At 44.1% G+C, this 25,553-nt stretch carries 26 protein-coding genes and 1 other annotated feature; of the genes, 19 read left to right on the top strand and 7 right to left on the bottom strand.

Annotated elements, in window-relative coordinates; all coding sequences use genetic code 11:
* Positions 1-38: 38 nt before the first annotated feature.
* On the bottom strand, positions 39-485 hold the full coding sequence (locus MKY10_RS15765) for a YtoQ family protein (RefSeq protein WP_003229263.1): 447 nt from the start codon (positions 483-485) through the stop codon (positions 39-41).
* 78 nt (positions 486-563) lie between these two features.
* On the opposite strand from MKY10_RS15765, the gene MKY10_RS15760 reads away from it, so the two are divergent.
* From MKY10_RS15760 to motS, 13 genes are all read left to right on the top strand, one after another.
* Complete coding sequence (locus MKY10_RS15760; protein WP_004399150.1) at positions 564-680, top strand: hypothetical protein; 117 nt, start codon at positions 564-566, stop codon at positions 678-680.
* A 38-nt stretch (positions 681-718) separates the two neighbouring features.
* The gene (locus MKY10_RS15755) at positions 719-1,042 is read left to right on the top strand and encodes a thioredoxin family protein (protein WP_015251443.1); all 324 of its coding nucleotides are present in this window, start codon (positions 719-721) and stop codon (positions 1,040-1,042) included.
* Positions 1,043-1,056: 14 nt separating this feature from the next.
* Entirely contained in the window at positions 1,057-1,866 is an 810-nt protein-coding gene (locus tag MKY10_RS15750) for a DUF1444 domain-containing protein (RefSeq protein ID WP_009967991.1), read from the top strand.
* A 15-nt stretch (positions 1,867-1,881) separates the two neighbouring features.
* Positions 1,882-2,487 (top strand): YtpR family tRNA-binding protein, encoded by a 606-nt coding sequence (ytpR, locus tag MKY10_RS15745; RefSeq protein WP_003229269.1) that lies wholly within the window; start codon positions 1,882-1,884, stop codon positions 2,485-2,487.
* Between the two features lie 159 nt (positions 2,488-2,646).
* Positions 2,647-5,505 carry a DNA translocase SftA gene (gene sftA, locus MKY10_RS15740; RefSeq protein WP_015251444.1) on the top strand — a complete coding sequence of 953 codons (2,859 nt, stop codon included), beginning with the start codon at positions 2,647-2,649 and terminating at the stop codon, positions 5,503-5,505.
* A gap of 249 nt (positions 5,506-5,754) precedes the next feature.
* Positions 5,755-7,053 (top strand): UDP-N-acetylmuramate--L-alanine ligase, encoded by a 1,299-nt coding sequence (gene murC / locus MKY10_RS15735; protein WP_003229274.1) that lies wholly within the window; start codon positions 5,755-5,757, stop codon positions 7,051-7,053.
* A gap of 161 nt (positions 7,054-7,214) precedes the next feature.
* Positions 7,215-7,637 (top strand): DUF948 domain-containing protein, encoded by a 423-nt coding sequence (locus MKY10_RS15730; RefSeq protein ID WP_003229276.1) that lies wholly within the window; start codon positions 7,215-7,217, stop codon positions 7,635-7,637.
* A gap of 30 nt (positions 7,638-7,667) precedes the next feature.
* Positions 7,668-8,123 carry a YtxH domain-containing protein gene (locus MKY10_RS15725; RefSeq protein ID WP_004398549.1) on the top strand — a complete coding sequence of 152 codons (456 nt, stop codon included), beginning with the start codon at positions 7,668-7,670 and terminating at the stop codon, positions 8,121-8,123.
* Between the two features lie 23 nt (positions 8,124-8,146).
* Entirely contained in the window at positions 8,147-8,473 is a 327-nt protein-coding gene (ytxJ, locus tag MKY10_RS15720; RefSeq protein WP_014480571.1) for a bacillithiol system redox-active protein YtxJ, read from the top strand.
* A gap of 234 nt (positions 8,474-8,707) precedes the next feature.
* Complete coding sequence (locus MKY10_RS15715; protein WP_003223454.1) at positions 8,708-9,784, top strand: bifunctional 3-deoxy-7-phosphoheptulonate synthase/chorismate mutase; 1,077 nt, start codon at positions 8,708-8,710, stop codon at positions 9,782-9,784.
* A 275-nt stretch (positions 9,785-10,059) separates the two neighbouring features.
* Positions 10,060-11,064, top strand: coding sequence for a catabolite control protein A (gene ccpA, locus MKY10_RS15710; protein WP_017695488.1), 1,005 nt, complete (start codon positions 10,060-10,062; stop codon positions 11,062-11,064).
* 62 nt (positions 11,065-11,126) lie between these two features.
* Positions 11,127-11,945, top strand: a complete 819-nt coding sequence (motP, locus tag MKY10_RS15705; protein WP_015251446.1) for a flagellar motor protein MotP — start codon at positions 11,127-11,129, stop codon at positions 11,943-11,945.
* Positions 11,935-12,663, top strand: coding sequence for a flagellar motor protein MotS (gene motS / locus MKY10_RS15700; RefSeq protein WP_003229290.1), 729 nt, complete (start codon positions 11,935-11,937; stop codon positions 12,661-12,663). The genes motP and motS overlap by 11 nt, the downstream gene beginning before the upstream one ends.
* Before the next feature lie 10 nt (positions 12,664-12,673).
* On the opposite strand, the gene MKY10_RS15695 is transcribed toward motS, so the two are convergent.
* From MKY10_RS15695 to acuA, 3 genes are read right to left on the bottom strand one after another with little or no spacing between them, the layout of a single operon-like run.
* Positions 12,674-13,837 (bottom strand): acetoin utilization protein AcuC, encoded by a 1,164-nt coding sequence (locus MKY10_RS15695; RefSeq protein ID WP_015251447.1) that lies wholly within the window; start codon positions 13,835-13,837, stop codon positions 12,674-12,676.
* Positions 13,834-14,478: an acetoin utilization AcuB family protein gene (locus tag MKY10_RS15690; RefSeq protein WP_003229294.1), complete on the bottom strand. Its 645-nt coding sequence runs from the start codon at positions 14,476-14,478 to the stop codon at positions 13,834-13,836. Before MKY10_RS15690 ends, MKY10_RS15695 begins: the two co-directional genes overlap by 4 nt.
* Before the next feature lie 26 nt (positions 14,479-14,504).
* Positions 14,505-15,137: an acetoin utilization protein acetyltransferase AcuA gene (acuA, locus tag MKY10_RS15685; protein WP_029726417.1), complete on the bottom strand. Its 633-nt coding sequence runs from the start codon at positions 15,135-15,137 to the stop codon at positions 14,505-14,507.
* A 159-nt stretch (positions 15,138-15,296) separates the two neighbouring features.
* Between acuA and acsA the strand changes: the two genes are divergently transcribed.
* The 3 genes from acsA to MKY10_RS15670 all read left to right on the top strand — a co-directional run bounded on the left by acsA (position 15,297) and on the right by MKY10_RS15670 (position 18,883).
* Positions 15,297-17,015: an acetate--CoA ligase gene (acsA, locus tag MKY10_RS15680; protein WP_004399030.1), complete on the top strand. Its 1,719-nt coding sequence runs from the start codon at positions 15,297-15,299 to the stop codon at positions 17,013-17,015.
* A gap of 54 nt (positions 17,016-17,069) precedes the next feature.
* Positions 17,070-17,306, top strand: a binding site (T-box leader).
* Between the two features lie 50 nt (positions 17,307-17,356).
* The gene (gene tyrS / locus MKY10_RS15675; RefSeq protein ID WP_015251449.1) at positions 17,357-18,625 is read left to right on the top strand and encodes a tyrosine--tRNA ligase; all 1,269 of its coding nucleotides are present in this window, start codon (positions 17,357-17,359) and stop codon (positions 18,623-18,625) included.
* 129 nt (positions 18,626-18,754) lie between these two features.
* On the top strand, positions 18,755-18,883 hold the full coding sequence (locus tag MKY10_RS15670) for a hypothetical protein (protein WP_044052478.1): 129 nt from the start codon (positions 18,755-18,757) through the stop codon (positions 18,881-18,883).
* Positions 18,884-18,904: 21 nt separating this feature from the next.
* Here MKY10_RS15670 and rpsD read toward each other — a convergent pair whose 3' ends face one another.
* Positions 18,905-19,507, bottom strand: a complete 603-nt coding sequence (rpsD, locus tag MKY10_RS15665) for a 30S ribosomal protein S4 (protein ID WP_003229304.1) — start codon at positions 19,505-19,507, stop codon at positions 18,905-18,907.
* A gap of 294 nt (positions 19,508-19,801) precedes the next feature.
* On the opposite strand from rpsD, the gene MKY10_RS15660 reads away from it, so the two are divergent.
* Complete coding sequence (locus tag MKY10_RS15660) at positions 19,802-21,541, top strand: diguanylate cyclase (RefSeq protein ID WP_015251450.1); 1,740 nt, start codon at positions 19,802-19,804, stop codon at positions 21,539-21,541.
* A gap of 37 nt (positions 21,542-21,578) precedes the next feature.
* On the opposite strand, the gene MKY10_RS15655 is transcribed toward MKY10_RS15660, so the two are convergent.
* The gene (locus MKY10_RS15655; RefSeq protein ID WP_014477664.1) at positions 21,579-22,070 is read right to left on the bottom strand and encodes a GAF domain-containing protein; all 492 of its coding nucleotides are present in this window, start codon (positions 22,068-22,070) and stop codon (positions 21,579-21,581) included.
* 126 nt (positions 22,071-22,196) lie between these two features.
* Here MKY10_RS15655 and refZ point away from each other — a divergent pair, with 126 nt between their 5' ends.
* Positions 22,197-22,820, top strand: coding sequence for a transcriptional regulator RefZ (refZ, locus tag MKY10_RS15650; RefSeq protein ID WP_003229313.1), 624 nt, complete (start codon positions 22,197-22,199; stop codon positions 22,818-22,820).
* Here the strand turns inward: refZ and hisJ are convergent.
* Positions 22,817-23,623 carry a histidinol-phosphatase HisJ gene (gene hisJ / locus MKY10_RS15645; protein WP_029318252.1) on the bottom strand — a complete coding sequence of 269 codons (807 nt, stop codon included), beginning with the start codon at positions 23,621-23,623 and terminating at the stop codon, positions 22,817-22,819. The two genes, refZ and hisJ, sit on opposite strands and share 4 nt — an antisense overlap.
* A 196-nt stretch (positions 23,624-23,819) precedes the next feature.
* Here hisJ and ezrA point away from each other — a divergent pair, with 196 nt between their 5' ends.
* Positions 23,820-25,508 (top strand): septation ring formation regulator EzrA, encoded by a 1,689-nt coding sequence (gene ezrA, locus MKY10_RS15640; RefSeq protein ID WP_041351305.1) that lies wholly within the window; start codon positions 23,820-23,822, stop codon positions 25,506-25,508.
* Positions 25,509-25,553: the final 45 nt, after the last annotated feature.

The following is a 25,553-nucleotide window of genomic DNA, read 5'->3' as shown; positions in this document are numbered from 1 at the left end:
TTGAACGAGCAGTAAGCCCGGATCGACAAGCTTTTTTCTTATTCTGTTTCAAATAGATAGGAAAGGGCCTTAATGGCTTGGTTAACGGTTTCAACCGTAATATTCGCTTTATTGGAAAGCTCTTTTAAAGGATGGTGGAGCGATTCCGGCCGGATGATAATCAGGGGTTTTCCTTTTGCGATCGCATATGATGCATCCATTGCCGTGTTCCACTGTTTGTACTTTTCGCCAAACAGGGCGATCACAAAGTCTGCTTTATTCATCAGGACGGCGGTTCTGAAGTTGTTGATGTCAGAGGCTTTGTCATCCTTTAAAACGGCATTTGGCTGTACGCCCATAATTTCTTCACCAATATTGTCTGAGCGGTCATGATTCTCCATCGGGCCAACAAACGTAATCGGGAGCTTCAGTGATTTTGTTTTCTCTTTAATTTCCTCGCGCCAATTGCTGTGGATTTCTCCTGCTAAATAGACGATAAACTCCATATAAAAATCCCTCCTTATGTATGTCCATCTGTAAATTTTACCCTCATGTACACGATGTTAAACGAAACGAGCTTGATAATGCAAATAAAATATGATAATGATAATGGGAAAGCCAATCTTACATATTCATTCGTTGCATATAAGTGGTTTTGCCTCAAGCAGTTTGGTATGATCCAAATGGACGAGTATCGATAAAAAACATGTAAGAACATAAACAACTGGAGGGATATGAAATGAAAAAAATTGAAGCAACTCAAGAGCTGGAAAAAGCGGTAAAGGATGATTGGTCTGTATTTATGTTTTCAGCCGATTGGTGCCCGGATTGCCGTTTTGTAGAGCCTTTCCTGCCTGAACTGGAAGCGAATTTCCCTGAATTCACCTACTACTACGTAGACCGTGACAAATTCATTGATACATGTGCAGAGTGGGAAATTTACGGAATCCCAAGCTTTGTGGTGTTTAATGAAGGAAAAGAAGTAAATCGTTTTGTGAGCAAAGACCGCAAAACAAAAGAAGAAATTGAACAGTTTTTAACAGACTCTCTCGCTAAAGCGTAAAGGAGGACATCGGTTTGAAAATGACCTCAAGGAAGCTGTCAGATATACTGAAACAGCGCCTTCAGCACGAGAATCGCTCCTTTCTGTTTGACAGAGAAAAAGACACCCTCCGTGTTGAGGATCAAACGACTAAAAAAGGGATTACACTCGATTTGCCGCCGATTATTGCAAAATGGGAACTGAAAAAAGACGAAGCCATTGATGAGATCGTGTACTATGTCTCCGAAGCGATGACGGCAATGGAAGGGAAGGCTCAGGAAATGACCGGGAAAGAAACTCGCATTTATCCGGTCATCCGCTCGACTTCCTTCCCGGACAAGTCCAGTGAAGATATCCCGCTCATTTATGACGATCATACCGCAGAGACAAGAATTTATTACGCGCTTGATCTCGGGAAAACCTACCGTTTAATTGACCAGCGCATGCTTGAGAAAGAAAACTGGACAAAAGAGCGGATCAGAGAGACGGCCGCATTTAATCTCCGTTCCCTGCCGACGGTTGTCAAAGAGGATACGGTTGCCGGCAATTACTTTTATTTCTTCAGGGCAAACGACGGATACGACGCAAGCCGGATTTTGAACGAAGCGATCTTAAATGAATATAAGCAGCATGCAGAAGGGGAGCTGGCGATCTCTGTTCCTCATCAGGACGTTTTGATTCTTGCTGACATCCGAAATGAATCGGGGTATGATATTCTAGGACAAATGTCGATGAGCTTCTTTGCAGGCGGCACCGTCCCGATTACCGCCCTATCATTTTTGTACAATGAAGGAAAGCTGGAACCGGTGTTTATCCTGGCGAAAAGCCGTCCGAAAAAGGATTAGAAAGGATTTTTACTTATGAACGCTTTTTATAATAAAGAAGGTGTGGGAGACACGCTCCTGATCTCTCTTCAAGATGTGACACGCGAACAATTAGGCTATGAAAAACACGGCGATGTCGTCAAAATTTTCAATAACGAAACAAAAGAAACAACGGGCTTCAACATTTTCAATGCGTCTTCTTACTTGACCATTGATGAAAACGGCCCTGTTGCGCTCTCAGAAACATTCGTGCAAGATGTGAATGAGATTTTAAACAGAAACGGCGTTGAAGAAACATTAGTCGTTGATTTATCTCCGAAGTTTGTTGTGGGTTATGTAGAATCAAAAGAAAAACATCCGAATGCGGATAAATTAAGCGTATGTAAAGTCAACGTAGGAGAAGAAACGCTTCAGATCGTCTGCGGCGCGCCTAACGTTGACCAAGGCCAAAAAGTTGTCGTTGCCAAAGTCGGTGCTGTGATGCCTAGCGGACTTGTCATTAAGGATGCAGAGCTTCGTGGCGTTCCGTCAAGCGGGATGATCTGCTCAGCGAAAGAGCTTGATTTGCCGGATGCCCCTGCTGAAAAAGGAATCCTTGTGTTAGAAGGAGACTATGAGGCGGGAGACGCATTTCAGTTTTAGACTCCCATAAATCCGCCAAAAAAAACGAATCATGTGAAAAGCCGCTAAGCCCTTGTTTAGCGGCTTTGTTTCTGCTGATAGCTTAATCTTTTCTGGGCCGACCAGCAGTGGTATACTAAAAACCGTCCCAGAAAACTATAAGGGAGTTAGAGATAAATTATGAGTTGGCTTCATAAATTTTTTGATTTGTTTTTAGGCGAAAGCGAAGAGGATGCTGAACGGGAGACAAAACCCGCTCAAATTCCGCAGCAACAAGAAGTACATCATCCTGAAGGACAATTAAAAAGATTGGAAGATCCTAAAATATATTATGAATATCCAAAAGGCAAATTCCGTTTTCCAGTCGTGCCTGACGGATACAAAAATCATGACATGAGAAGGCGCCGCACACCATCGGACGAACCGAAATCCGCGCCTCGTCCAAGTGCTGCACCTTACAGAGAGCGTCCCAGAAATGAAGAAGAGCAGCATACATATCAAGCAGCAGAGCCGGCGAAGAAACCGTTTAAACCGACAAATATCCCTTCGCCTGTCTATGGATTCAATCAAAAACCATCTGTTAAAAAGGATGTGCCGAAAAAGCCTTCTGAAACATTGAACGAACCGGATAAATCGGTAAAAGAGAAGGTAACACTGCTGTCAGAAGAGATCGAACGTGAACGCGGCTATCCTGCATCAGACACACAGGCGCATTCCAAAAAAGAAAGTCCTTTCTTCCCGGATACCCAATTTGAAAAACAGCCTTCTGGCGTTTTAAACAGAAAGGATACGGAGCATGATGAGGCGCTGGCGAAACGGCCAGCCGAGCCGTCAGGTAACAAAGTGCCATTTGAGTCAGGCGTTCAACAGCCGGAAAAAGAGGAGCCTTTCTTCCCAGCTGAACAAGCCGAAGAGCAAACACCGCCTGAGATGCTCACAGATACGGCGGCTGAAGGGCTTTCAGACAGTGAAGTAGGCCGCGAAGAGCCTGCAACGGCTGAGGAAGAACAAAGGGAGCAGCAGTCAGAGAAATTTGAAGAGCCTGTTTTCTCCGCTGAACTTGATGAAGAGCAAACAGCTCCTGAATCTCAGACAGAGGCAGTATCTGAGGATGAAAAAGCAAAAGAGCCGTCAGACAGCCCAGTATACAATCATCATGAAAACGCGGAAGAAGGTGCTGAGTCCCCGTTCGTTCAAGAAGAACAAATGGAAATTCGTCAGGAAGAGCCTTTATTTACTGATCATGAGTATTCATCAGAGGCTCTGGCTCAAGCAGAAACTGTGGCAAAAGAATCAGAAGAGCCATCAGACAGCATAATAAATAATCATTATGACATCCTGGGAGAGGCTCAGGAAACGAAGATAGATATTCAGCCAGACAGCCATACAGAGCTTGGGAAAACTGAACACAAGGAGCAGGGTTCCAAATCGTTTTCTGCAACTCTTGAAAACCGGCAGGGAATTCGCGCAGACAAACCTCGCGAAGCTTCAGAAGAGCCGAAAAAAAGGCCTGGTGTACAGGAGAAAAGCACCGAACAAAGCGCATCTTCTCAAAAAGGACCATCCGTTCCTTTTAATGTGATGATGCTGAAAAGAGATACGCATAAACAGCAAAAAGCAGAGGAGCGCCGCGGCAGCTATGTATTTCCGAATGTTGCACTGCTTGATGTCCCGCCAGCGCAGGTTCAAGATGATACTGCGTGGATCGAAGAACAGCGTCAGCTTCTTGATTTAACCTTGAAAAACTTCAATGTCCGCGCCAATGTGGTCCATGTAACCCAGGGTCCGTCTGTCACGAGATTTGAAGTGCATCCTGAACCAGGTGTAAAGGTGAATAAAATCACCAACTTGTCCGATGATATTAAACTCAGTCTCTCAGCGAGAGATATTCGGATTGAAGCGCCGATTCCGGGGAAAAACACGATCGGAATTGAAGTGCCGAACCGCACGAGCAAGGTGGTTGATTTGCGCCAAATGATTCGCAGCTCAGCTTTCAGGACAAGCAAGTCACCGCTCACAGCTGCGCTGGGATTAGATATTTCGGGAAATCCTGTTGTTATCGACTTGAAGAAAATGCCGCATGGCTTGATTGCCGGCGCTACAGGCTCCGGAAAAAGCGTATGCATCAATACAATATTAGTAAGCCTGCTTTATAAAGCTGACCCGAGTGAGGTAAAGGTGCTGCTGATTGATCCGAAAATGGTAGAGCTGGCCCCTTACAATAAAATTCCTCACCTCGTCAGCCCGGTCATTACTGACGCCAAAGCGGCTACAGCTGCTTTAAAATGGGTCGTTGAGGAAATGGAGCGCCGCTATGAGCTTTTTGCCCATTCAGGTGTCCGCGACATTGACCGCTTTAATCAATTAACCGCTGAACACCAAATGGGTGAAAAGCTGCCGTATTTAGTTGTCATTATTGATGAGCTTGCAGATTTGATGATGGTGGCTCCAAACGATGTGGAAGAAAGCATTGCGCGGATCGCCCAAAAAGCCAGAGCGTGCGGTATCCATCTTCTCGTCGCCACTCAGCGTCCGTCAGTCGATGTCATTACGGGTCTGATTAAGGCGAATATCCCAACGAGAATCGCCTTTTCTGTCTCAAGCCAGGTTGATTCCCGAACAATTATTGATATAGCCGGTGCAGAAAAGCTTCTCGGAAAAGGGGATATGCTCTTTTTGGAAAACGGCTCGGGAAAACCGGTTCGTCTGCAAGGTAACTTTGTGTCAGACCGGGAAATCGACCGCGTCGTTTCCCACGTCAGAAGCCAAATGCCGCCGACCTATTTATTTGAACAAGAAGAGCTCGTAAGACAAGGATCTGCCCTGAAAGAAGAGGACGAACTGTTTTACGAAGCGTGTGAGTTTGTTGTAGAGCAAAACAGTGCGAGCACTTCAAGCCTGCAAAGAAGATTCAGAATCGGTTACAATCGTGCGGCAAGGCTGATCGACATGATGGAAGCGGAAGGCATGATCTCTGAGGCAAAAGGAAGCAAGCCTCGGGAGGTGCTGATCACAGCAAGTGATTTAATAAACGAATAATATGGGTTCATTTTCACACCAAACATGGTATGATAGTGTTTAGAGCATTTAACAGCTATGCCGCTTTACAGCAGCTGTGCATAGACAAATCTTGATATCTGGGTTTAATCGGAAAGAAATAACCTGATACTAAACATAACAAAACATATAAAATACGCCGCTAAGGGAGGCTTTTCAGCCGCCGCGGTCGCAAATTGAAATGAGCGTCATATACTGGGGAACAGATAGACGTTTGTTGGAGGTACAATTATGACTGTTTATCATTTTGTTGGAATAAAAGGGACCGGTATGAGTCCGCTTGCCCAAATACTTCATGATAATGGATATACTGTCCAAGGATCGGATATCGAAAAATTTATTTTTACGCAAACAGCGCTTGAAAAAAGAAATATTACGATTCTTCCTTTTAGCGCGGAAAATATTAAACCCGGCATGACAGTCATCGCCGGAAACGCATTCCCAGACACGCATCCTGAAATAGAAAAAGCGATGTCTGAGGGAATTCCGGTGATACGTTATCATAAGTTTTTAGGCGACTACATGAAAAAATTCACGAGTGTTGCCGTTACGGGCGCACACGGCAAAACGTCGACTACGGGTCTGCTGGCTCACGTGATCCAAAACGCAAAACCGACGTCTTTCTTAATCGGAGACGGAACAGGCCAGGGAAATGAAAACAGCGAATACTTTGTGTTTGAAGCGTGCGAATACCGCCGCCATTTCTTAAGCTATCAGCCAGATTATGCGATTATGACGAATATTGATTTTGATCACCCTGATTACTTCTCAAGCATTGACGATGTATTTGACGCTTTCCAAGAGATGGCTCTTCAAGTCAACAAAGGCATTATTGCCTGCGGAGACGATGAGCATCTGCCGAAAATCCATGCGAACGTCCCGGTTGTGTATTACGGCACGGGGGAAGAAAATGATTTTCAAGCCAGAAACATCGTAAAAAGCACGGAAGGGACAACTTTTGATGTCTTTGTCCGCAATACGTTCTATGATACGTTTTATATTCCTGCGTACGGCCACCACAATGTATTAAACTCATTGGCGGTCATTGCGTTATGCCATTATGAAGAAATTGATTCCAGCATCATTAAGCATGCTCTCAAATCCTTTGGGGGCGTCAAACGCAGATTCAATGAGAAGCAGCTTGGGGATCAAGTGCTGATCGATGACTATGCTCATCATCCGACAGAAATAAAAGTGACAATTGAGGCGGCAAGACAGAAATATCCTGATCGGGAAATTGTCGCGGTATTCCAGCCTCATACATTTACACGGACGCAGCAGTTCCTTGACGAATTTGCAGAAAGCCTGAGCGGCGCTGACTGTGTGTATTTATGCGATATTTTCGGCTCAGCCCGTGAGAATGCCGGAAAGCTGACGATCGGCGATCTCCAGGGAAAAATTCATAATGCCAAGCTGATTGAAGAAGATGACACATCTGTTTTAAAAGCTCATGATAAAGCCGTTCTCATCTTCATGGGAGCAGGAGATATCCAAAAATATATGAGAGCCTACGAAAACGTCATGGCATAATAAAAAGCAGTGATCTCACTGCTTTTTATTTATCTGATGGAAAAGCTTATTAAAGGATTTTCTTACATAACGGAGAATAGTATGTATACAGCCCAGTACACATGTTTATGATTGAAGAAAACGGGTAAACAGCAGTATATCCTGCAGCAAGGAGGTTTGAGATGATTATTATTCTTTATTTGAGCGTTGCACTCATCGCAGTTGCATTTCTCGTATTAGTGATCTACTTGTCTAAAACATTGAAGTCACTGCAGCTGACACTAAAAAACGTCGCATCCACTCTTGAAGGGCTGGAGGGACAAATGAAGGGCATCACAACTGAAACAGCCGAGCTTTTACATAAGACCAACCGCCTGGCTGAAGATATTCAGGAAAAATCAGAAAAGCTGAATACGGTCGTTCATGCTGTTCAAGGAGTGGGAGCTTCTGTACAGCAGTTCAATACATCCATGAAACAAGCGGCAGGGTCTGTATCGGCATCAGTTAGAGAAAATCAAGATAAGATCAATCAAGTTGTCACATGGAGTCAAGCAGCAATGGAAATTTGGGAGAAATGGAAGCAAAAGAAAAAATCAGCCCTGTAAGAGAAAAAAATACTAAGAGGAGGAATAATGATGAGCAAAGATGGAATTAATAGTAAAGATTTTTTAATCGGAACTTTAATCGGGGGAATCATCGGTGCCACTACAGCTCTTTTTCTAGCGCCTAAATCAGGCAAAGAACTTCGCGACGATCTCGGCAGCCAGGCTGTTGCTTTACGGGACAAAACTGATAAAATGACGGCAGATGCGAAGGAAAAAGGCACGCAATATGTCAGCATCGCAAAAGACAAAACTTCCAACATCACACAGCTTGTAGCGGATCAGTCTGGGCAGATCATGAACAAGGTAAAGGATTTAAGAGACCGTTCCAAATCTGACAAAACGGATTCATCGACTGCAATGCAAGATATGAGGGAAGAAGCGATGCAGGCAGCCGATGAAACAAAAGATCAAGTCCTCCAGACGAAAGAAGATGTAAAAGACGAACTGAAAGATGCACAAAAACAGGCTGAGCAGTTGAATCGCTGAGCAGGGAAGGAAGAGCTTGAGTCATGGCTAAACAGCTTATTCAATCTGAGGAAGAATTTAAACGGATTGCAGAACAGGAAGGCGCTTTCGTCTTCTTTAAACACAGCACCACATGCCCGATCAGCCAGGCAGCATTTCATGAGTTTGATGCCTTTGCAAATCAGCATGAGGATGTGCCGGCTTACTATCTTCAAGTACAAGAAGCCCGGCCGCTGTCAAATTTCATTGCAGAAACATACGGGGTCAAGCATGAAAGCCCTCAGATATTCATCATCCAGAACGGTGAAGTGAAATGGCATACCTCACATTCACAAATTACAGAAGCCGCTATTGAGCAGCATTTGTCATAGAAAAAAGCGTCCAGATATCATCTGGCGCTTTTTTTGTAAAAAACCCTTGAACATTGCCCTCACATCATGTAGGATAGCTTCATAGATTACTTTATCACTTAAAAGCGTTTGGGTAATAAAGTAGAGTTTTTATAAAATTTTTTGTATTTCAGTATTTCTATTTGGAATTACTTATAGTAAGATGCATGATAACTACAAAATAAAAAATGAATGTGCAGGGAAAGGATGAAAAAAATGAGCAACACAGAGTTAGAGCTTTTAAGGCAGAAAGCAGACGAATTAAACCTACAAATTTTAAAACTAATCAACGAACGCGGAAATGTTGTAAAAGAGATCGGTAAAGCGAAGGAAGCACAGGGTGTCAACCGATTTGACCCTGTCAGAGAACGCACAATGTTAAACAATATCATTGAAAACAATGACGGGCCGTTCGAAAATTCAACCATCCAGCACATTTTTAAAGAGATATTCAAAGCCGGTTTAGAGCTTCAGGAAGAAGATCACAGCAAAGCGCTGCTTGTCTCCCGCAAGAAAAAACCTGAAGATACAATTGTTGATATCAAAGGCGAAAAAATCGGAGACGGCCAGCAAAGATTCATTGTCGGCCCATGTGCGGTAGAGAGCTATGAGCAGGTAGCTGAAGTCGCTGCAGCTGCGAAAAAACAAGGGATTAAAATTTTGCGCGGTGGAGCCTTTAAGCCTCGTACGAGCCCATACGATTTCCAAGGGCTTGGTGTTGAAGGCCTTCAAATTTTAAAACGTGTAGCGGATGAATTTGATCTGGCGGTTATCAGTGAAATCGTAACTCCGGCTCATATCGAAGAAGCGCTGGACTACATTGATGTCATTCAAATCGGAGCGCGCAACATGCAAAACTTCGAATTGCTGAAAGCGGCCGGCGCAGTGAAAAAGCCAGTGCTTCTGAAGCGCGGTCTTGCTGCAACGATCTCTGAATTCATCAATGCTGCTGAATACATCATGTCACAAGGAAATGACCAAATTATCCTTTGTGAGCGCGGAATCAGAACATATGAAACAGCAACGAGAAACACGCTGGATATTTCAGCTGTGCCGATTTTGAAACAAGAAACGCATTTGCCAGTCTTTGTTGATGTTACGCATTCAACAGGCCGCCGTGACCTCTTGCTTCCGACAGCTAAAGCCGCTTTAGCGATCGGTGCAGATGGCGTAATGGCTGAGGTTCACCCTGATCCGTCAGTCGCACTTTCTGACTCTGCTCAGCAAATGGCGATTCCTGAATTCGAAAAATGGCTGAATGAACTGAAGCCAATGGTGAAAGTCAACGCTTAATTGAACAATCCAAAAGGCCGCGCCTGCGGCCTTTTTTTATGCTTTCTCGTTTATTTAGTTATAAAAACCAAGTATACGTTTTCATCATCTATAAAAACGTGTATAATTTCATGAGAAGTAATTAAATTTGATGAATAATGAAAAATAATGTACACTACTGACTTACGCTTACAAATCATAAACGACATAAATTCGGACATTATGACATTTCTCTACATAAAGTGTTTATGCTATAGATAAGGATAAGTGTATCCAGTAAAAGGAGTGGTTTTAGGATGAGCAATATTACGATCTACGATGTAGCGAGAGAAGCTAATGTAAGCATGGCAACCGTTTCCCGTGTCGTGAACGGCAACCCGAATGTAAAACCGACAACGAGGAAAAAAGTCTTGGAAGCCATTGAACGTCTCGGTTACCGTCCAAACGCGGTGGCAAGAGGACTGGCAAGTAAAAAAACAACAACTGTAGGTGTCATCATTCCCGATATCTCAAGCATTTTCTATTCAGAGCTTGCACGCGGAATTGAAGATATCGCGACAATGTATAAATACAATATTATTTTGAGCAACTCTGACCAAAACATGGAGAAAGAGCTGCACTTGTTAAACACAATGCTCGGCAAACAAGTGGACGGCATCGTGTTTATGGGCGGAAACATTACGGACGAGCATGTGGCGGAATTTAAGCGTTCCCCAGTGCCGATTGTACTTGCCGCTTCTGTAGAAGAGCAGGAGGAAACACCGTCAGTCGCTATCGATTACGAACAGGCGATTTATGATGCTGTGAAGCTTTTGGTTGATAAAGGACATACAGACATCGCGTTCGTTTCCGGACCAATGACAGAACCGATCAACCGTTCGAAAAAACTCCAAGGCTACAAACGTGCGCTTGAAGAAGCGAACCTTCCGTTTAATGAACAATTTGTAGCTGAAGGGGATTACACATATGATTCCGGACTCGAAGCACTGCAGCATCTGATGAGCCTGGATAAAAAACCGACAGCCATTCTTTCTGCAACTGATGAAATGGCACTCGGCATTATCCATGCTGCTCAGGATCAGGGCTTATCCATTCCGGAGGATCTCGACATTATCGGCTTTGATAATACAAGATTAAGCCTCATGGTTCGTCCGCAGCTTTCAACAGTTGTTCAGCCGACATATGATATTGGCGCCGTTGCGATGAGATTGCTGACGAAGCTCATGAATAAAGAGCCGGTTGAAGAGCATATCGTCGAACTGCCGCACCGTATAGAGCTAAGAAAGTCAACCAAGTCATAAGAAAAACAAAGAGCAAGCTTCACCTTTATGGTGAATTCTTGCTTTTTTCATGGGGAGAAATGATGAAACGTTTTGATTATCTTACACCTGTTGGATTTGTGTTAGGAACGATTATTATTGTTATCGGGATTATTTCAGGATCGGGAGTAAGCGGTTTCCGCTCTTTTCTTGATCTGACCTCTTTCTTCATCGTAACAGGGGGACTTTGCGCCGCTGTTTTTATCAGTTTTCCGCCAAGAGAGCTGAAAAAAGTGCCCTCTGTGTTAAAGCAGGCATTCATCCGCCAGGAAGACAATGTGAAAGATCTTGTGAAAACCTTTGTTTCCCTTTCCGATCACGCGCGAAAACACGGGCTTTTATCATTGGACGATCAGGCTCGGGAAATCAAAGATCCATTCTTGAAAAAAGGGCTGCTTTTAGCGATTGACGGCTGGGATGAAGAAACGATTCGGCTCGTCATGGATTCAGAAATCGCAGCAATGGAGGAACGGCACCGAAAAGGGCGGCGAGTTTTTGAAAAAGCGGGAGAATTCGCTCCGGCATGGGGAATGATCGGAACACTCGTCGGGCTTGTGCTGATGCTCAAAAACTTAAACGACCCGCATATGCTCGGACCAAACATGGCCATTGCGCTTCTGACGACTTTATATGGTTCATTACTGGCAAATATGGTCTTCAACCCGATCGCGGCTAAGCTTGAAGAGAAAACAGAAAGTGAAATTTTCATCAAGCAGGTAATGGTGGAAGGGATTATCGGTGTTCAATCCGGAAAAAACCCGCGCAACCTTGAAAGCCAGCTGGTCGTTTTCAGCTCACGGGAAGAATGGCAGAAGCAGCCAAAACAAGTAAAAACAAAAAAGGGATCTGTACATGAAGCTTAGAAGAGAACGTTTTGAAAGAAGGAATGGAAGCGGAAAAAACAGTCAATCTTCATCCAGCTGGATGGTAACCTTTACAGATTTGATCACCTTGATCCTTGTGTTCTTTATTTTACTCTTTTCGATGTCCCAAATTGATCTGCAAAAATTTAAAGCGGCAGTGGACTCGATCCAGAAGGAAGGCAACGGGCTTCAGCCGGACCAAACATCCATAGAAAAAAAGAATACATCCCCATCTGATACGAAGAAGCAAGAGGATCAGCAGGATCAGCTTCTCAAGAAAGTAAATACATATATAAAAGACAATCATTTGAAGGCCCAAATGACAGCCAAACGGGATGAACGCGGTGTCGTGCTCGTTCTTCAGGAGGCTGTGCTGTTTGATACAGGTGAGGCAAAGGTGCTGAAAAATGCCGAAACACTTCTTCACCAAATTGCCGTTCTTCTTCAAACCATTCCAAATGACATTCAGGTGGAGGGGCATACAGACAGCCGAAACATTTCGACATACCGATACCCGTCGAACTGGGAGCTATCAGCAGCACGGGCAAGTGGGGTTATTCAATACTTCACGTCTAAAGAGAAGCTTCCCTCCAAGCGCTTTATTGCTGTCGGTTATGCGGATACAAAGCCAGTAAAGGATAACAAGACAAATGAACACATGAAGGAAAATCGGCGTGTGGAAATAGTGATTAAAAAATCAAAAACGACCTCTTCGTAAAGGTCGTTTTTTACTTTGTTCTTTGCTGTTCAGAACGTATCGCATATAATGCTTTGCTGACAGTTTGGGCATTTTTTTCTGTAATTTCAGGCTTGCGGGGAATCGGAGGATATAAATCAGCCGGATCGCTCCAGCTCGACGGAAGGGCCACGGGGCATTGTTTTTGCCATTTAGCAATCCATTCCGGCGGGATCTCGTGTCCCGGATCAATTCCCTTCATTTCAAGCCATATTCTGGCCCAGGCGCGGGGCACGACACGCCAAATATCATATCCGCCCCCTCCGACTGCAATCCATTTCCCTCCGCAATATTGATGAGCCAAAGTGTGTGCAAGACGGGGGATTTCTTCGTATATATTGATTGTTGCTGATAAATGCGTCAGCGGGTCGTAGTAATGGGCATCGGCGCCGTTTTGGCTGATAATGACATCAGGCTCGAAATACGCGGCGACTTCTGAAGCTGCTGTCCGGTAAGCCTCAAGAAAAGAATCATCCTCTGTAAAAGCGTCAAGCGGGATATTAAAGGAATAGCCATATCCTTTTCCGCTGCCTTTTTCTTGGATCTGGCCGGTTCCAGGGAATAAATACCTTCCTGTTTCATGAATGGACAGCGTGCATACGTCAGGATTATCGTAAAATGTAAATTGCACACCGTCCCCGTGGTGGGCGTCCGTATCAATATAAAGCACTCTGGCGCTATATTTTTTCTGGATATATTGAATCGCCACAGCGCTGTCGTTGTATATGCAGAATCCTGATGCTCTCCCGCGAAAGCCATGATGAAGCCCTCCACCAAGGTTTGCCGCATGCAGGGCTTGTCCTGACATGACCCAGTCTGCGGCCGTTAAAGTGCCGCCGACCAAGAGTGATGCCGCTTCGTGCATGCCGGCAAAGACGGGTGTGTCTTCAGTGCCGAGCCCGTAGCTTTCTCCTTCTTCAGCGGGAAGCTTTCCGGCGCCCGCAAGCTTTACGGCCTGAATGTAATCGTCCGTGTGGACAAGGGAAAGCTCCTCTTCTGAAGCGAGTCTGGGGGTGACAATGTCTCCATCATCAAAGGCATTGATCGTCTTAAGCAAATCATATGTTAACAGAACCCGCTGCTGATTAAAGGGATGCTCCTGATGAAACATATAGGTTTGGTAGGATGGAGAATAGATAAATACACTGTCTCTCATAGCAGATCCCTTTGCTCTGACGGCCATACGACGTGGTGTCCATTTCTTTGTAATGCCTGCAAAAACGGCAGCGGATTCATCGTTTTTACACGGAAGACAAGCACTTTTACACCGGGATCGTCATGCGGATAAACAAGCACGCTTAATATTTTCACTTGAAGGTCTTGGCAAAGACTGCTGATCTCAGCGAGGCTTTTGGTGATGTCGTTTACTTTTATCTCAATTTGCGATCCCGGCTGGTCAGCGCCTGTCAATTTGACAAACGTCCGCAGCAAATCGGTTTTTGTTAAAATGCCTATTAATTTTTGATGGTGCACCACTGGAAGGCAGCCGATGCCATGCTCGTAGAACACGGCTGATATTTCTTCGACAAAATCTAACGGATGGGCGCAGACAACATCCTTTTTCATAATTGAATCTACGCTTCGTGTGAGAAATAGGCTTCGTTTGTTTTCTTCAAAAATACTCGGGCTGGCCTGTTTCATGTCTCTGTCTGTAATCATGCCGATCACGTGTCGTTCTTCATCTACAACAGGCAGATGTCTGATATGGAATTCCTTCAGTTTGCATATGGCTGTTTCAAGCGTATCTGTCTTCGTTAATGTAATGACATCTCTTTTCATGATTTGCTCAACAATCATTATTTTTTCCCCTTTGCCAGTGTCAGTTAATACATATAACGATGATAAAAACGGAGCCTGTCAAATTGCTCAATTGATTCTTGGCTGACGTTTTTTCCAATGCGGGCCATCAGACAGTTTGCAGGGTGGGAGCTGATCTCCGGCTCATCCGTTGCAAACCAGACCAATCCGCCTGCATTCATCATCTTTTCCATGATCTTTCTGTATTCCCACACATCTTTGTTCATCCCTTTTAAATCCCAATGCCAGTAATATTCTGTCGTCATCACAATGTAGTTTTCCATTTGTTCATCCATCATGCTGACGGTCAGGAGCGTCTTTCCGACAGCGCATCCCCGATAGTCCGGCGCTACTTCGATGGCTCCGAGCTCAATCAAATCCTCCATATTTCCTTCAGACCATCTTTCGAGCGGGTCAGGATATAAATACGTGACATAGCCGACAATGGTTCGGCCGTCTCTGGCAATAATAATGCGCCCTTCGGGAAGGCCTGCAATGTCGACTAGCGCTTCATGCTGCTCGCGAGGCGGGCGAAATGCGGTTAAATCTTTATGAAACTCATAACCTGCCAAATCCTCTGGAGAGACAGGCCCTTCTATCAGTATAGAGCCGGTTGCTGTTTTGATGTTTGCTGAATGGTATGTTTTATGATGTTCCACTAATTCACCGTCCCATCAATTCTTATAAAAATACATGCCTTCTTTAAGAATACCAAATTATAAAGCGTTTTCAACATGGTTTATATTTTAAAAATTGAGAAGAATATGAATATATACTATAATAATTGTGACAACTTCAGCAAAGGGGGATGTTTGGGCATGAATTTGAAAGCGTTACCAGCAATAGAGGGGGATCATAACTTAAAAAACTATGAAGAAACGTACCGGCATTTTGATTGGGCCGAGGCGGAGAAACATTTCTCTTGGCATGAGACAGGGAAACTGAATGCGGCGTATGAAGCGATTGACCGCCATGCCGAATCGTTTCGAAAAAACAAAGTAGCGCTTTATTATAAAGACGCAAAAAGGGATGAAAAATACACGTTTAAAGAAATGAAGGAAGAATCAAACAGAGCCGGGAATGTGCTGAGACGGTATGGAAATGTGGAAAAAGGGGACCGCGTTTTTATTTTTATGCCGAGATCACCCGAGCTTTATTTTATTATGCTTGGCGCAATCAAAATTGGCGCCATCGCCGGGCCGCTGTTCGAAGCATTTATGGAGGGAGCGGTGAAAGACCGGCTTGAAAACAGTGAGGCAAAGGTTGTTGTCACAACACCTGAGCTGCTGGAGAGAATACCGGTAGACAAACTGCCTCACTTGCAGCATGTCTTCGTAGTCGGGGGAGAGGCTGAGAGCGGCACGAATATCATCAATTATGATGAAGCAGCGAAACAGGAAAGCACAAGACTGGATATCGAATGGATGGATAAAAAAGACGGCTTTCTGCTTCACTATACATCAGGTTCCACTGGTACGCCAAAGGGCGTGCTGCATGTCCATGAAGCGATGATTCAGCAATATCAAACAGGAAAGTGGGTCCTTGATTTAAAGGAAGAAGACATTTATTGGTGCACGGCTGATCCAGGCTGGGTGACAGGTACGGTATACGGCATTTTTGCACCGTGGCTAAACGGAGCGACAAATGTCATCGTCGGCGGACGTTTCAGCCCGGAAAGCTGGTATGGAACGATTGAACAGCTTGGCGTCAATGTCTGGTACAGCGCGCCGACAGCTTTTCGGATGCTGATGGGAGCGGGAGATGAAATGGCTGCGAAATATGATCTAACTTCACTCCGGCATGTGCTCAGTGTCGGTGAGCCGCTAAATCCGGAAGTCATCAGATGGGGACATAAAGTTTTTAACAAACGAATCCATGATACCTGGTGGATGACCGAAACGGGCAGTCAGCTCATCTGCAACTATCCTTGCATGGATATTAAACCGGGTTCAATGGGTAAGCCGATTCCAGGAGTGGAGGCAGCGATCGTTGACAATCAAGGCAACGAGCTTCCCCCGTACCGAATGGGCAATCTCGCCATCAAAAAGGGCTGGCCTTCCATGATGCATACCATTTGGAATAACCCTGAAAAGTATGAATCGTATTTCATGCCGGGCGGCTGGTATGTGTCTGGGGATTCTGCTTACATGGATGAAGAGGGATACTTTTGGTTCCAAGGCAGAGTTGATGACGTCATCATGACCTCCGGTGAGCGCGTCGGCCCATTTGAAGTGGAAAGCAAGCTTGTCGAACATCCGGCTATTGCAGAAGCAGGCGTAATCGGAAAGCCTGACCCGGTGCGTGGAGAAATCATTAAAGCCTTTATTGCACTCAGGGAAGGATTTGAGCCGTCTGATAAACTGAAAGAAGAGATCCGCCTATTTGTAAAGCAGGGTCTTGCAGCCCATGCGGCTCCGCGTGAGATCGAATTTAAAGATAAGCTTCCGAAAACCCGAAGCGGAAAGATCATGAGGCGCGTGCTGAAGGCATGGGAGCTTAATCTGCCGGCTGGAGATCTGTCAACAATGGAGGATTAAAAGGCGGCGTTGACACAGGATTTTATTTATGTTAAAAATGATATAGCTTCATATGAAAAGGTAAAGATTGAGACAAGTAGAATATCCTTACGTTCCAGAGAGCTGATGGCCGGTGAAAATCAGCACAGACGGATATATCGAATACACTCATGAACCGCTTTTGCAAACAAAGCCGGCCAGGCTTTCAGTAGTGAAAGAACGGACCTGATCCGTTATCAGGCAAAGTGATAAGACGAATGTTTGCATTCTCTTATTAGTAGGGTGGTACCGCGATAATCAATCGTCCCTTCGTGTAAACGAAGGGGCGTTTTTTATTTTAATCAAAAAAGGAGCTTTATCTTATGACAAACTTACTTGAAGACTTATCCTTCCGCGGATTGATTCAGCAAATGACAGATGAAGAAGGGTTAAATAAACAGCTGAATGAAGAAAAAATCCACTTGTACTCAGGCTTTGATCCGACAGCAGACAGCTTGCATATCGGACACCTGCTGCCTATTTTAACACTTCGCCGTTTTCAGCTTGCAGGGCATCATCCGATTGCGCTTGTGGGCGGCGCGACGGGCCTCATCGGTGATCCAAGCGGAAAAAAAGCAGAGCGTACATTAAACACTGCTGATATCGTATCCGAATGGTCCCAAAAAATCAAAAACCAGCTGTCCAGATTTCTAGATTTTGAAGCAGCAGAAAACCCAGCTGTCATCGCGAACAACTTTGACTGGATCGGCAAAATGAATGTGATCGATTTCCTTCGTGACGTTGGTAAAAATTTCGGCATCAATTACATGCTGGCAAAAGATACGGTCAGCTCAAGAATTGAATCTGGCATCTCGTACACGGAATTCAGCTACATGATTCTTCAATCTTATGATTTCTTAAATCTTTACAGAGACAAAAACTGTAAACTGCAAATCGGCGGAAGCGATCAGTGGGGCAACATCACAGCGGGTCTTGAACTGATCAGAAAATCAGAAGAAGAAGGAGCAAAAGCGTTCGGCCTAACGATTCCGCTTGTCACAAAAGCAGACGGCACGAAGTTCGGAAAAACGGAAGGCGGCGCGATCTGGCTTGATAAAGAAAAAACATCGCCATATGAATTCTATCAATTCTGGATCAACACAGACGACCGTGACGTTGTCAAATACTTGAAATACTTTACGTTCCTTTCAAAAGAGGAAATTGAAGCATACGCTGAAAAAACAGAAACGGCGCCAGAAAAACGTGAAGCGCAAAAACGCCTGGCAGAAGAAGTGACATCGCTTGTTCACGGACGCGAGGCGCTGGAGCAAGCCATCAACATCTCCCAAGCGCTGTTCAGCGGCAATATTAAAGAGCTTTCTGCTCAAGACGTAAAAGTAGGCTTTAAAGATGTTCCTTCTATGGAAGTTGACAGCACCCAAGAGCTTTCACTTGTAGATGTGTTGGTGCAATCTAAATTATCTCCTTCTAAACGCCAAGCGCGTGAAGACATTCAAAACGGAGCTGTTTACATTAACGGTGAACGCCAGACGGAAATAAATTATACCCTATCAGCAGAAGACCGTATTGAAAATCAATTTACTGTTCTGCGTCGCGGAAAGAAAAAATATTTCCTTGTGACGTATAAATAAGAAAAAGATCCTTTGCCACTGAAGGCAAAGGATCTTTTTGTTTACCGCATAGGAATGAAAGGAAAAGAGTATATTAGATAGGGCAAACACGACCAATCACCACCTTTTAAATGAAAGGAGCGCTAAAGTGTGAATCTCATGTGTACGATTGCAAAAGAACGGCTGCAACAGGATTACTGGGATCAGCAGGCGCAAGATAGTGTTGGCCAACAAGAGGCGAATGAAGAAACAGACGATAAAAAAACCCCGACCGCATAGCGGCAGGGGTTTTTAAAACGATTAACGAGAGTAGAACTCAACGATAAGCGCTTCGTTAATTTCCGGAGCAAGTTCAGAACGCTCAGGAAGACGAGTGAAAGTACCTTCAAGCTTTTCAGCGTCGAAAGTAAGGTATTCAGGAACGAAGTTGTTCACTTCAACAGATTCTTTGATGATAGAAAGGTTTCTTGATTTTTCGCGAACACCGATTGTTTGACCAGGTTTCACTAGGTAAGACGGGATGTCAACGCGGCTTCCGTCTACAAGAATGTGACCGTGGTTAACCAATTGGCGAGCTTGACGGCGAGTACGTGCTAAACCTAGCTTGTACACAACGTTATCAAGACGAGAATCTAAAAGAATCATGAAGTTTTCACCGTGTTTACCAGCTAGTTTGCCAGCTTTGTCAAACAAAGTGCGGAATTGACGTTCGTTTACACCGTACATGTGACGAAGCTTTTGCTTTTCTTGCAATTGCAAACCGTATTCTGATAATTTTTTACGTTGTCCTGGGCCGTGTGGACCTGGAGCGTAAGGGCGTTTTTCTAATTCTTTTCCTGTACCGCTAAGAGAGATTCCTAGACGGCGGGACAGTTTCCAAGATGGACCTGTATAGCGAGCCATAATGTGACTCCTCCTTTGGTTTTATTTTTGTGGAAAATAAAAACCGTCTGCTCTATTCGACCATGCACATTTTGTTTTCATGTATCCTCGCTCCAGCAGCAGAGAGTTACACGATACACCTTATTGATAAGGAACAAAATGAAAACATAGAAGCTGAACAAAAAGGCTGCAATATTTCACACAAAGGTCATTATATAATTTATTTGTTTTGAAGTCAACCATTCCTCCATTATTGCTTTACCGTTTATGATATAATAAACAAAAATTAGTGGTAAACTTTTAGGTGATAAAAACATGGTAGAACAAACTAAAGATCAATTATCCGCCTTTCATTATCATATGCTCGATTTTTTATTAACCAAATCTGAAAAAGTCACATTCACCGACTCTTTCATATGGCTGACTTCGGCTATTCAAACCTATTTTTCAACCCTGTGTGTTTCGCTTACACCGTCACCATCAGACTTTGTGACAAAGCTGGCAGATGGTGAAGCGCGTTTTTCCGCTTCAAAAATAAACGCTTCATGTTATCTGATTGAGGACGGCTCCGGCAGGCGTTTCCATCTTGCATGCAGGCAGGATGAAGAGATTCCTGAAGGGCTTCCGGACGTGGTTGCTTCATTTTTAAACCAGTCGATGAAACAGGAAAGGCTCTATAACAAAACGATCTACCAAAAAAAGATATACAAAATGACAGAGCTGTTCCATTCACTGCTTGATCAGACAGATGTGCTGAAGCAGCTTTTAGAAAGCTTGACAAGCACATTTTCTCTTTTTGAGTTTTCTTTATTTATATCGCACGATCAAGACCAATGTTTAGGGATTCCTGCAAAAGAGCTGTATATGGAAGGGGAAAAATCCGATTCCTTTGCGCTCAAAGTGTATTTGTCCGGAGACATTTTGCGGAAAAATGAATCTGTCGCCTATATTCCGATCAAAGGACAGCAGGGCACATACGGGGTGTTGAAGGCTGAAGGAACGGGTGACAGCTTTCTTACTGATGCCTGCCTTGATGAAATGTCGCTGTTAGCAAACGCCGCGGGAAAAGCGTTTGAAAATGCCCAGCTCTACGAACAATCCAAAGCAAGCATCGCAAATTTGGAATTGATTAATGAAACATCACGACGCCTGAATCAGCGGCTGACATTGACTGATACAATGAATGATCTGGCTGTGAGAATGGCAGAATCGTTTCAGGCAGAAGAAGTGGGATTTTTTCATATAGACCATTTTGAAAACCTAACATTGCTCCCAGGCAGCACAGCATTTTTTAAAGAAGCGAAGCCGTCAGATTTTTATAATGAGCTGAAAGAAAAGCTGTATGAAGGTGAAAAAGGGGTTTTCATCGGGAATGGCCAGTCTGTTTTTGGGAAGGCGGGGTACGGCTCGCTGATGGCTGCTCCGATGATTCAAAACGACCGGCTTTTAGGCTTTGCGGTTTTATTGAAACAGGAGCTGTACGCTTTTACATTTGAAATGTACAAGCTGTTTCAGGCGCTGATTCATCACGCGACACTGGCTGTAACCAATTCAATGCTTCGCGACCGCCTTGAGCATCTCGTGAAAACAGATCAGCTGACTGAACTGTATTCACGAGCGTATTTAGATGAAAAAATTCAATACAGCATGAAAATCCACCAAAAGGGTGTTTTTATTCTTGTTGATATTGATAATTTTAAGAATGTAAATGATACGTACGGCCATCAGACTGGGGACGAGATTTTAATTCAAGTCGCTTCAGTGATTAAAAGCAACATCCGAAAGCATGATGTCGGTGCCCGCTGGGGAGGAGAGGAGCTGGCGATTTATTTGCCAAATGTGCCGGTTGCAGTGGGGAAACGGATTACCGAGCGACTGGTTTATGCAGTCAGAAAAAATACGAAACCCGGGGTAACCATTTCCTGCGGTATCTCCTGCTGGACGACAGAAACAAAAAAGTCGCTGAAAGAGCTTGTGCATGAGGCAGACGAAGCGCTCTACAGCGCGAAACGGAGCGGGAAAAACCGCTTGATGATTCATGACTCAATAAAATAAAAAAAGCCCAAAACGATATCAGTTTTGGGCTTTTATATTACTGCGCTAACGCTTTTTCTAGCGTTTCGGCAAATTGAGTTAAGTATTTTTCATCAATTTCGTCGAAACGGTTTTTCACTGGGCTGTCGATGTCCAAGACGCCGACAATTTTTCCGTCTACACGAATCGGAAGCACAATTTCTGATTGAGACGCTGCATCGCAGGCGATATGTCCCGGAAACGCGTTTACATCCTCAACACGTTCCACTTTTCCGTTTGCGTACGCTGTGCCGCAAACCCCTCTGCCGAAAGGAATCCGAACACATGCCGGCAGGCCTTGGAACGGACCTAACACAAGCTGTCCATCCTCTTCTTTGGCAAAATAGAAACCCGCCCAGTTGACTTCAGGCAGCGAATGATACAGCAGTGCTGAGGCATTTGCATAGTTAGCTATTTGGTCTGTTTCGTCTTCGGTCATGGCTTCGAGCTGTTTTAGCAGAAGCTGATAGTCTTTTTCTTTATCTCCAGATTGTTTTTCGACATGGAACATGGAAAACCCTCACTTTTTCTATAATATAAAACAAAGTTCCGGCTTTTCTGCCGGCATTTGTCGATAAGTTCTTACAGGAACAGCGGCTTTCTGCTTGAATAGTATCAAGAGGAAGGAGTGAGCCGTATGAAAGTAAGCACCAAAGACAAAATTATTGAATCTGCTGTCATGCTTTTTAACCAAAAAGGATTTTCTGGCACGTCTGTCCGTGAAATCGCAAAGTCAGCTGATGTAAATGTTGCGCACATCTCCTACTATTTTAAAGGCAAAGGAGGCTTGATGGAACACTTAGTTTCAGAGTTTTACGAAGGCTACAGCAAAACGCTTGAAACAGCGGCAAGCAATATCTCTACTCAAAGCACGCAGGAACAGCTTCTTCAATTGGTTTTCGATATTTTATCCTATCAGCATAATCATCGTCAATTAACTCGTTTTGTCTACCGGGAAGTCACAATTGACTCCACATTAATCAGGGAAATTATGTCGACATATCTAATGAAGGAAAAGTATATCTTCCAGCTGATCATTGAGGAAGGAGAAAAACAGCGTGAATATTTAACGCTGCCGCTGCCTCATTTTATTCTCCAATTAAAATCTCTCTTGATGATGCCCTATCTCCAGCCTCAATATATTTCAGAAGTACTCTACATGCAGCCGCACGAGCCGTATTTTTATAAAATGTATTTTGAAGAAATCAAGATTTGGATCAGAAGCGTCTTCCGGACAGGAGACGTGGCGCTCACCAATTAGCACCGTTCCAAAAACGTCTCATACGCATATCCGACATCTCCCGCTTGATGGGCATCAGACCCAAACACAAGCGGGATCTTCTTTTGCTTCGCTTCATTCAGCATCCAATCCTCGATATAAATACCGCCAGCGTAAGTTTTTCTTAAGCCGGAAGTATTGAAGTCGAGCTCCATTCCGTTTTCTTCAATGGCATTTAAGCACAGGGAAACGAGGCCGCGAATATGCTCTGACATGCTGTATGGAAACAGCTTGATGAATTTTTGGACGAGTGTGATGTGACCGACTCTTTTTGGCTTATAAACGCCGAGAGATGCTACAATGGAAGAATAGATACTCCGGTAATATTGTTCATATACCGCTTCAATGCTTCCGCAGGCTGAAATCAGCTCTTTGAAGGTATGCTCGTCATAATCAAGGCATAGATAGGAAGAGTCTGTGCGCAAAAAATGAACGGATAAGATGCTGTCATCTAAATATGGCCCGTATGTGTCTAGGAATAATGTAATTTCGTCTTCAAATTCAGCGATATAATCGACTTCAAGCCCTGTCCGTATGCTAAGCTGTCCGCGATATTCTTTTTTTAATCCGGAAATTTCATGAATATAGCGTTCCAAAGAAGCTTGCGCCATCGCGCTGTCTTTCAGCGGCGTGGGATCGGTAAAAGAGGGCGGCAATGGGGCGTGTTCGGTAAAAGTAATCGATTCGAACCCTTTTTTTAAGGCTTCTTCTGCATATTGTCTGAGTGTGTCATTGGAGCCGTGAGGGCAAAATGGTGTGTGAATATGTCCGTCTCGCTTTTGCATTGATGTCACCCCATGAAAAAATAGTCAAATCCTGCCGATTTTGCACAAAAAGTTTTTGATTTCTGGTCAAAAAATGTTTGTTACATGGTATCATAATAACAATGAAAACGACAGTTTTTCTCAATACATATCCTGAAATCTTTCTGAATAAATAAAACACCCTGACAGATTAAGGTAAACAGCAAGGGGGCTCATTATGGAGTTTGTCATTGGATTATTAATTGTACTGCTTGCGCTGTTTGCGGCAGGCTACTTTTTCAGGAAAAAAGTCTACGCCGAAATCGACCGGCTGGAATCGTGGAAGATTGAAATTCTGAATCGGTCGATCGTGGAAGAAATGTCTAAAATAAAACATTTAAAAATGACGGGTCAGACAGAAGAGTTCTTTGAGAAGTGGCGTGAAGAATGGGATGAGATTGTCACAGCCCACATGCCGAAAGTTGAAGAGCTCCTTTATGATGCCGAGGAAAATGCAGACAAATACCGGTTTAAAAAGGCCAATCAAGTGCTCGTTCATATCGACGACCTGCTGACAGCGGCTGAATCAAGCATTGAAAAGATTCTTCGGGAAATCAGCGATCTTGTCACAAGTGAGGAAAAGAGCCGTGAAGAGATTGAACAGGTGAGGGAGCGCTATTCGAAATCTCGAAAAAACCTGCTGGCTTACAGCCACCTTTACGGGGAGCTTTATGACAGCCTTGAAAAGGATCTGGACGAAATTTGGAGCGGCATCAAACAATTTGAAGAAGAAACAGAAGGCGGAAACTATATTACTGCACGAAAAGTACTGCTTGAGCAGGACCGCAATCTTGAACGGCTTCAGTCATACATAGATGATGTGCCGAAGCTGTTAGCTGACTGTAAACAGACGGTGCCCGGACAGATTGCAAAGCTCAAGGATGGCTATGGCGAAATGAAAGAAAAAGGGTACAAGCTTGAGCATATCCAGCTTGATAAGGAATTAGAAAATCTGTCAAACCAGCTGAAACGAGCGGAACATGTCCTGATGACTGAGCTGGATATTGATGAAGCGTCCGCAATCCTGCAGCTCATTGACGAAAATATTCAATCTGTTTATCAGCAGCTGGAGGGCGAAGTTGAAGCCGGTCAATCCGTACTAAGCAAAATGCCTGAATTGATTATTGCTTACGACAAGCTTAAAGAAGAGAAAGAGCATACGAAAGCGGAAACTGAGCTGGTGAAGGAAAGCTACAGGCTGACAGCCGGTGAGCTCGGCAAACAGCAGGCTTTTGAAAAGCGCCTTGATGAAATTGGAAAGCTGCTATCATCCGTTAAAGATAAGCTTGATGCAGAGCATGTCGCTTACTCACTTTTAGTAGAAGAAGTTGCTTCAATAGAGAAGCAAATTGAAGAAGTGAAAAAAGAGCATGCCGAGTATCGTGAAAATCTGCAAGCGCTGAGAAAAGAAGAGCTTCAGGCGAGGGAGACGCTCAGCAATTTGAAAAAAACAATTTCTGAGACAGCTAGACTGCTGAAGACTAGCAACATTCCAGGCATTCCGAGCCATATTCAAGAGATGCTGGAGAACGCGCATCATCATATTCAAGAAACAGTCAATCAACTAAACGAACTTCCATTAAATATGGAAGAAGCCGGAGCCCATTTGAAGCAAGCAGAAGATATCGTCAACAGGGCAAGCCGGGAATCAGAGGAACTTGTCGAGCAGGTCATCCTCATTGAAAAAATCATTCAGTTCGGAAACCGGTTCAGAAGCCAGAATCATATTTTATCTGAACAGCTGAAAGAAGCGGAAAGACGTTTTTATGCTTTTGATTATGACGACTCTTATGAAATTGCCGCTGCCGCTGTAGAAAAGGCTGCGCCAGGTGCAGTTGAAAAAATCAAAGCTGACATATCCGCTTAGATAATCACGACCATGAAAAAGAGCCCGCAGTGTAATGAGCAGGCT

Origin of the sequence: Bacillus sp. FSL P4-0290, assembly GCF_037975435.1 — a bacterium.
GTDB classification, from domain to species: domain Bacteria; phylum Bacillota; class Bacilli; order Bacillales; family Bacillaceae; genus Bacillus; species Bacillus subtilis.
The sequence above is the reverse complement of the archived record's forward strand: the minus strand, read 5'-3'. Positions and strand labels throughout refer to the sequence as shown.